The 7,333-nt window shown below is 69.8% G+C and carries 6 protein-coding genes; all 6 read left to right on the forward strand.

Going from position 1 to position 7,333, the window contains the following annotated elements; translation table 11 throughout:
• The first annotated feature begins 4 nt into the window (after positions 1–4).
• The 6 genes from ACZ3IJ_RS08010 (at position 5) to ACZ3IJ_RS08035 (ending at position 7,207) form a co-directional block, all read left to right on the forward strand.
• Positions 5–628, forward strand: a complete 624-nt coding sequence (locus ACZ3IJ_RS08010) for a hypothetical protein (protein WP_467466801.1) — start codon at positions 5–7, stop codon at positions 626–628.
• Positions 628–1,641 (forward strand): hypothetical protein, encoded by a 1,014-nt coding sequence (locus ACZ3IJ_RS08015; protein ID WP_467466802.1) that lies wholly within the window; start codon positions 628–630, stop codon positions 1,639–1,641. The genes ACZ3IJ_RS08010 and ACZ3IJ_RS08015 overlap by 1 nt, the downstream gene beginning before the upstream one ends.
• A 37-nt stretch (positions 1,642–1,678) precedes the next feature.
• The gene (locus ACZ3IJ_RS08020) at positions 1,679–2,404 is read left to right on the forward strand and encodes a DUF4913 domain-containing protein (protein WP_467466803.1); all 726 of its coding nucleotides are present in this window, start codon (positions 1,679–1,681) and stop codon (positions 2,402–2,404) included.
• Between the two features lie 241 nt (positions 2,405–2,645).
• The gene (locus ACZ3IJ_RS08025; RefSeq protein WP_467466804.1) at positions 2,646–3,326 is read left to right on the forward strand and encodes a hypothetical protein; all 681 of its coding nucleotides are present in this window, start codon (positions 2,646–2,648) and stop codon (positions 3,324–3,326) included.
• A 6-nt stretch (positions 3,327–3,332) separates the two neighbouring features.
• Positions 3,333–5,447 (forward strand): peptidoglycan DD-metalloendopeptidase family protein, encoded by a 2,115-nt coding sequence (locus tag ACZ3IJ_RS08030; protein WP_467466805.1) that lies wholly within the window; start codon positions 3,333–3,335, stop codon positions 5,445–5,447.
• Between the two features lie 23 nt (positions 5,448–5,470).
• On the forward strand, positions 5,471–7,207 hold the full coding sequence (locus tag ACZ3IJ_RS08035) for a type IV secretory system conjugative DNA transfer family protein (RefSeq protein WP_467466806.1): 1,737 nt from the start codon (positions 5,471–5,473) through the stop codon (positions 7,205–7,207).
• Positions 7,208–7,333 lie beyond the last annotated feature (126 nt).

Raw genomic sequence — 7,333 nt, forward strand, 5'->3', positions numbered from 1 at the left:
GACGATGCCTACGGAGAAGACTGGTCGCACCGCCCAGGACCTGGCTGCCGAACTGACGGGGCTGCGAGGCGTGGACTGGGCCTCGGTGTGGGCGGGTCCCCCGCAGGGCGGATCGGCGGAGTTCCGCGCGTGGTGCGGACGGTACGGCTGGGAGCCCCAGACGGTCGAGGGGAACCTCAAGGTGCTGACACGCAGCGGCGGACAGTTGACCCTCTGGTCAGACGGCATGTGGCACCCGGTCCACCAGCTGGCGCACTACGTGCTGAGCCTCCGGGCCTCCTCGCCGGCCGACAACGCCGAGGTCGTCGAGCTCGCGGACGCGGCCTGGCCGGAGTATCTGAGCGCGGCCGAGACCGTCATGGGTCCGGCCGTGTGGAGCGGAACTTGGGAAGCCGCCGACTTCCCCGAGCCACCCGAGTCACCGTTCTGGCGGTCGCGAGACGCTCGGCTGCGGACCCGCAGCCCCTACCGCCTGGCCTACTGGAAGCCGGTCGGCGACCCGCCCGGTCAGGCTTTCTTCGTGCTCAAGCAGTCCGTGTCATTCCCGACGTGGACCACTGACATGGCCGGCAGCTCAACCATCACGTTGAATGTCGAGGCTCCCCAGGGCTCGCGGCGGCGCCGGTGATGTACGACGCCCCTCCCACCCAGGAGGAGATCGACACAGCGTTCCGGCTTCGGGACGAATACACAAAGGCCACCCCTTCCAACGAGGAAGAGGCGCGCGTCCTCGCCGGCCGCGTCTACGAGGACTGGCAGACGGCGCGTACCGAAGGACGCACCACCGCACCTGACCTGCTGTCCTTCTTCAAGGACATCGGCGACAACGCCTCCGTCACGGCTGCGGACAGGGGCAGCGTGCGAGCTTTCTGGGCCTACGAGTCCCAGCCCGACGGGGCGCACGAGCCCATCGGACACCGCTTCCTCGCACGCGCGTACGGGGCGTCCCGTGGACTCCAAGTGCTGCAGGAGACGGACGGCGGCCGACAGATGGACTCGTACCGTCTGGAGACCTCGGCAATGCAGAACGCCCTGGTGGAGGACTACGGCCTGGATCGCGAGGAGCTCGAGTCCACGGTCAACAACTCGTGGATCAAGCTCTCGGAGCGCTACGCACTGGCCGCGGAAGGACCGGTCGTCGCCCTCGTGGGCGACATCGCCGAACAGACCGTGCTGGGCAGGGACGAGTTGCCCATCCTCCTGGCACACCCCAAGGTCGGCAAGGACGGCGTGAAGTTCCCCGTTCCCCTGCCCGAGAACGAGCACCTGCCGCGGGAAATCCACTCGTTCATCGCCCAGCCACAGAACCGGGTCCAGCTGCGCATGCAGGACTACGATCCCGACTCGTCGCCGAAGGAATTCGCGACGAAGCTCGCCGGACTGGACGTCCCCGAGAACCAGCGGGAAGCGCATGAAGCTGCGCTGTGGCGGCTCTCGACCGCGAACAGCTACGAGGAACTCAACACACGCGCCGAGCAGAACGCGATCCCGCAGCAGAAGGGCTCCGCCTTCACACACGCCATGAACGTGCGCCCTGTCGCCCGCCCCGCTGCTCCCCGCGGCCCCACAGGGCACGGCGTGTACGACCCGGCCATCGCACCCCCGGCTCTCGCCGCGGCGACCGCCGGCGTCGAGCGTTGACCAGGATCGCAGCCAGCATCACTGTGAGAGGTTCCTCGTGAGCAGAGACAACGCGTACGCCCAGGCGGCTCAGGTCTTGGCGGAGAAGGCAGTCTTCTTCGCGGGCACGAAGGCCTGGGACTCCATGGGGACAAAGCTGACGTCCTTCCTCGCCGGCGGCCGCCCGGCCGCCGAGGAGGAGCATCACGGTCGGCAGCTCGACGATTGGAGAGACCGGCTGCTCGCCGCGAGGGCGGCCGGCGAACCCAGCGCCGACGCCGTCTCACAAGCCGAACTCGGCGCCTTGGTCCTGGCTGAGCTGCGCAACCGGCACGGTGCCATGGAGCAGCTTCTACAGGCATTTCCCATGCTTGCCGAGTTCGCGTCAGCACCTCTCGGACAGGGCGCGGCGCAGTCCGACGGCGTCGAGGAGGGGGAGTTCTACTACGCGGACGTTTTCGTCTTCGTCACCGAGTACCTCGCCCCGATGGTGCGCCGCAGGATCAACGGCTCCTCATCGACCTGGTGCCCCCGCTGGTGGGCTCACCCCGAGGCGGGTGCGAGGCTTGCGGCACTCTGGCTTGCATGGGAGCAGCTGCGCCAGGAGCCGGGCGCTGCCATATCAACATGGTGGCTGCACCACGCCGACCCCCATCTGCGGGTGCTGATGGACCCGGATATGGGTCCGTTCGCGGCTTGTTCACCGAAGGACGGACACACGGCGTACCCCTTCGATCCGCTGCCTGTGGAGCCGTACGACGCGAGCCAGGACCCACTGGCCTGAGAGAGCTTGATGAGATCGTCCAGGATGGCTGACCCCCGAACGCTGCCCGCGAAGCGTTGGTGAAGACGGCTCACGCACCCCCACAACTTCCCCACGCCCGCCTTCCACCTCTCCTCTCACTACGATTCCCCACTTTTCCTCACCCCCTCCTCCTCTTTCCCCGTCAGGGAAAACGAGTGATCGACCGGTTGCCTCTCCCCCTACCGTGTCCCGGCAACCTGACTGAGGGAGGCCCGGGACGGTGGAGTCACCTGCCGACAACAAGCGAACTGCGGCACTCGCCCTGGCGATCCTGGGGCTCCTGATGATCGGTGCCTTCGTGGTGCTGATCCTCTTCGACGGGGACGACGACTCCTCGGGAGAGGCGACCGAGGGCTCGTCCGCCTCCGCCGTGCCCTCGAGCGGGGACACCGGCGCGTCCGGGTCCTCCGACGGCAAGCCCTCGGGCGACCCCAACGCGGTCAAGCCGATCCTCACCGAAGCCGAGGCCGCCTCGGCGCACCAGCGGATGACCGAGTACATGGTCGGCCTCAACACCTACACGTACGCCGATAAGAGCTCTTCCTGGGCCAAGCCGCTCCTCGAGCTGACCGTCGCCGACCGTCAGCTGAAACAGGACACGGCCCTGCCCACCGGCAAGACGTGGGCGACCTGCGTGGCCGCCAAGTGCACCTCCAGCGGTACGGCCACCGTGGTCCGCGACGCGATGGTCGCCAACGATCTCGTACGCGGCGGCGGCAAGTCGGTCTCCAGCCTCGTCCTGGTGAAGGCGACCCGGAGCGAGAACGGCAAGGAGAGCGGGACGGAGAGCAACTCCTGGCTCGTGACGGTGCGCGACACCGGGGGCGGCACGTGGAAGGTGTCCTCCGTCTCCCTCTTCGGCCTCGGCAACGTGGGCGCGTCCGACCAGGTGGGAGGGTAGGCACCGATGGTGGCTCCTGCCGTACTCGCCGCCGCCGCGAAGGCTGCCAAGGTCGCCAAGGCGGCGAAAGCCGCCAAGAACGTCGCCCAGAACGCGCGTGGAGGCGGTGGAGGCGGCGCTCAGGGTCCCGGTAGCGGGAAGAAGAGCAACCTCAAACTCTGGCTGCTCCTCGGCGGCGGCGGACTGCTGCCGATCGGCGGCGTCGGCTTCGTCATCTTCGTCATGATCGGTGCTCTGATCGGTGGCATGGGCGGCGGTGTCGCCGCCGCGGCCTGCGGCGACTACGGCGACAACGCCCAGGCCGGCAACACCGGCGACGCCGCGGCCACTTCGCCGATCATGCCGGCGGGCAAGGTGTACATGCCGAGCGACACGGCACGGAACGAGATACCCCCGAAGATGATCCTCGCCGCCATGCGCGCGGCGGCACGCTACGACGGTCTCGACTGGACGCTCATCGTCGGGCAGATGTACCAGGAGACCAAGTACGGGCAGGATCCCTCGGCGGCGCCCGGCGGCAAGAACAGTGCCGGATACATGGGCATCCTCCAGTTCGGTCACCCCGCCTGGAAGGACTACGGCGCCGACGGCAACGGCGACGGCAAGAAGGACCTGTACAACATCGACGACGCGGCCTTCGCCGCCGCCAACTTCCTGCACGCGATGAAGGCGGAGACCAACGCCTGGAACGCGCTGATGCGGTACTCGGGCTCCCGCCCCAGCAACACCATCTACATGCGCGTCGTCCTCACACAGGCCGCCCGCTACCGAGGCAACCTCACCGGCGAGAAGGGCCTGATCCAGGACTGGTACGCGCACCTGAAGGCCACCGTCGACAAGAACCCCACCTTCCCGACGCTCGGACAGCAGTCCGACATCCCGGAGCCCGTCGGCAACAACGCCGACCCGAACACCGCTCTGAGCATCGCGAGTTCCCCCGCCCGCTCCTGGTCCACTCCGCCGCTGAAGGGCGACGGTGCGACGACCACGCAGGCGATGGCGGCCTCCTACCGGCTCGAAGACGCCCAGGGCGGATCGGGCATGATGCCGATGTCCCTCGCCGCCGCCCCGTTGGAGCCCGCGCCCTCGAACGGCAAGGACTGGCAATGGCCGCTGAAGGAGGGCACGTACAAGGTCGGCACCAAGTACCGTAAGCAGGGCAGCATGTGGAGCCTCGGCTACCACACCGGTCTCGACCTGGAGGCCCCTGTCGGCACCGCCATCTACGCCCCGGCCGACGGCAAGATCGTGAAGGCCGGCAGCGGCGGCGCGTACGGCAACGAGACCCACATCCAGCACGCGAACGGCGTCATCACCCAGTACGCCCACCAGTCCCGGTTCGACGTCAAGGTCGGCGACCAGGTCAAGCGCGGCGACCGGATCGGCGCCGTCGGCATGACCGGCAACACCAGCGGACCGCACCTCCACTGGGAGGTCCGCGTCCCCGGCGTCGACAACCCCTTCGTCGGCGGCCAGGACAACGGCCCCGGCATGGTCGACCCCGAGGCCTGGCTGGAGGGCAAGATCTCCGCGAGCCCCGACTACGGTGGCGTGCCGGGTGGCAGCGGCGACGGTGCGCGGGACGCCGAGTACGCCGAGTGCGCCGAGGGCAGCGGCGGTACCCCGGTCGCGCCCGACGGCGCCGGCGTGACGGGCGTCCTGCCGGACTCGAACGACCCGGTGGTCCGCGCCGCGCTCGGCTGGGCGCAGCGGGGCATCGGCCAGCCGTACGTGTGGGGCGCACCCCGTCTGCAGGGCGACAGCCCGACGTCCTTCGACTGCTCCAGCTTCACGCAGTGGGCGTACTATCAGGCGAGCCGCGGCAAGATCAACATAGGTGCGGTCACGTACGACCAGGAGAAGAACCTCCGCGCGGGCAAGGTGGACCTCTCGAAGTCGCAGCCCGGCGACCTGATCTTCTTCCGGCCCGGCCCGCGCGGCTCGGAGCACGTCGGGATCATCTGGGACCCGAAGGGCAAGAAGATCCTTCACGCTCCGCGCGCCGGCAAGAACGTCGAGTTCAGCACCTGGGACGTCCAGGGACAGATCACCGGCGTGTTCCGGGTGCCGATCCCGCCCGGTACCAACCCGGCCGAGGCCGGCGGTCACAAAGATGCATGACGTGAGGAAGGTCTGGAAGAGAGATGGCCGCTGAGCAGAAGAAGAAGCCGCGCGCCGAGGACGACTGGACGTACGAGATAGCCGGTCTCGTCGCCGTCGTACTGGTCGTGCTGTGCGGCGCCTGGGGCGCAGCCCACCTCGGCGCGTCCTTCGACGACGCGCCGACCCCGCCGGGCAACCCCTTCTCGTTCGCGGTGGCCCTCGCGAAGAGCGACTACGCGTGGCCGGGCAGCGCGGCCAGCGCCATCGCCGCCGGCGAGGCCGTGCTGCTCCTCATCCTCGTCCTCTGGGCCTACCGCCTGCGTCAGCGCGCGAAGCGGAAGCCGGACGTCGACACGGCCGCCCAGCACCTGGCCAAGGGTGAGCAGCTCGGCAAGCTGACGATGAAGGGCGCGGCGGCCATCGCCGAGCGGCTCGGCGTGCAGAGCCGGGTTCCCGGTGTCTTCATCGGCCGTTCGGTGAAGGGCAAGCAGCCGCTGTTCGGTTCCTACGAGGACATGCACGTCGACATCTGGGGTCCTCGTACGGGCAAGACCACGAGGCGCGCCATCCCGGCGATCCTCGACGGCCCCGGAGCGGTGCTCGTCACCTCCAACAAGCGGGACATCGTGGACGCCACGCGCGGCCCGCGCCAGGCCCTCGGCCCGGTCTGGGTGTTCGACCCGCAGCAGGTGGCGACCGAGCCGCCGGAGTGGTGGTGGAACCCGCTGTCGTACGTCACGGACGTCGCGAAGGCCCGCAAGCTGGCCGACCACTTCGCGTCCGGCTCGCGCGACCCGAACGCCTCCACCGACGCGTTCTTCGACCCGGCGGGCCAGGACCTCCTCGCCAACCTGCTCCTCGCCGCGGCCACCGGCAACGCGGCGATCACCCAGGTGTACACCTGGCTGTCCAACCCGAAGGACGACACCCCGGAGCGCATCCTGCGCGGCGCCGGGCACACCATGCCGGCCGACGCGCTGAACGGCGTGATCACCGCTCCCGACAAGCAGCGCAGCGGTATCTACGGTGTGGCCCAGCAGATGGCGTCGTGCCTGATCAACCCCGAGATCAACAAGTGGGTCACCCCGTCCGGCCCGGACGACCGGCGTCCGCGGTTCGATCCGCACGAGTTCGTCCGCGGCCCCGGCACCCTTTACTCCCTCTCCCGCGAGGGCACGGACTCGGCCGGCCCGCTGGTCACGGCCCTGACGGTGGCGACGGTCGAGGCGGCCGAGGAGTACGCGACCACCCAGCGCGGCGGCCGGCTCCCGCTGCCCATGGTCGGCGTCCTGGACGAGGCGGCGAACGTCTGCCGCTGGCGCGCCCTGCCCGACCTGTACTCGCACTACGGCTCGCGCGGCATCATCCTCATGACGATCCTCCAGTCCTGGGCCCAGGGCGTCGAGGTGTGGGGCGACCGCGGCATGGAGAAGCTCTGGTCGGCCGCCAACGTCCGCGTGTACGGCGGCGGTGTCTCCGACACCCGCTTCCTGGGCGACCTGTCGGACCTGGCGGGCGAGTACGAGCTGCGCGAGTACTCCACGACCCGCGAATCGGAGCACGGCCACTGGTCGGGCAACCGCACGGTGAACGAGTCGGTCCGCCGCGAACGCGTCCTGCACGTCTCGGACCTGGGCTCTATGCCCCCGGGCCGCGCCCTGGTCCTGGCCTCGGGCACGAAGCCGGTCCTGGTGGAGACGATCCCCTGGTGGGAGGGCCCGTACGCCCAGTCGGTCTCGGCGTCCCTGGCGAAGTTCGACCCGGGCGCGAGGCGCTGACGACACCACTGACCCCGGGGCGGGGGGGGGGGGGGCGCGCCCCCCCCCCGGGCGGCGGGGGGGGGGGGGGGGGGGCCGGGGGGGGGGGGGGTGTGGTGGGCGGGGCGCGCCGGCCCCACCGGTGGG

It is taken from the genome of Streptomyces sp. NPDC013317, from assembly GCF_055563155.1.

What these genes read in the sequence shown, in the direction of transcription:
- ACZ3IJ_RS08035 (WP_467466806.1), top strand. Translation starts at nt 5,471, where the DNA reads ATGGCCGCTGAGCAGAAGAAGAAGCCGCGCGCCGAGGACGACTGGACG.
- ACZ3IJ_RS08015 (WP_467466802.1), top strand. Translation starts at nt 628, where the DNA reads ATGTACGACGCCCCTCCCACCCAGGAGGAGATCGACACAGCGTTCCGG.
- ACZ3IJ_RS08030 (WP_467466805.1), top strand. Translation starts at nt 3,333, where the DNA reads ATGGTGGCTCCTGCCGTACTCGCCGCCGCCGCGAAGGCTGCCAAGGTC.
- ACZ3IJ_RS08010 (WP_467466801.1), top strand. Translation starts at nt 5, where the DNA reads ATGCCTACGGAGAAGACTGGTCGCACCGCCCAGGACCTGGCTGCCGAA.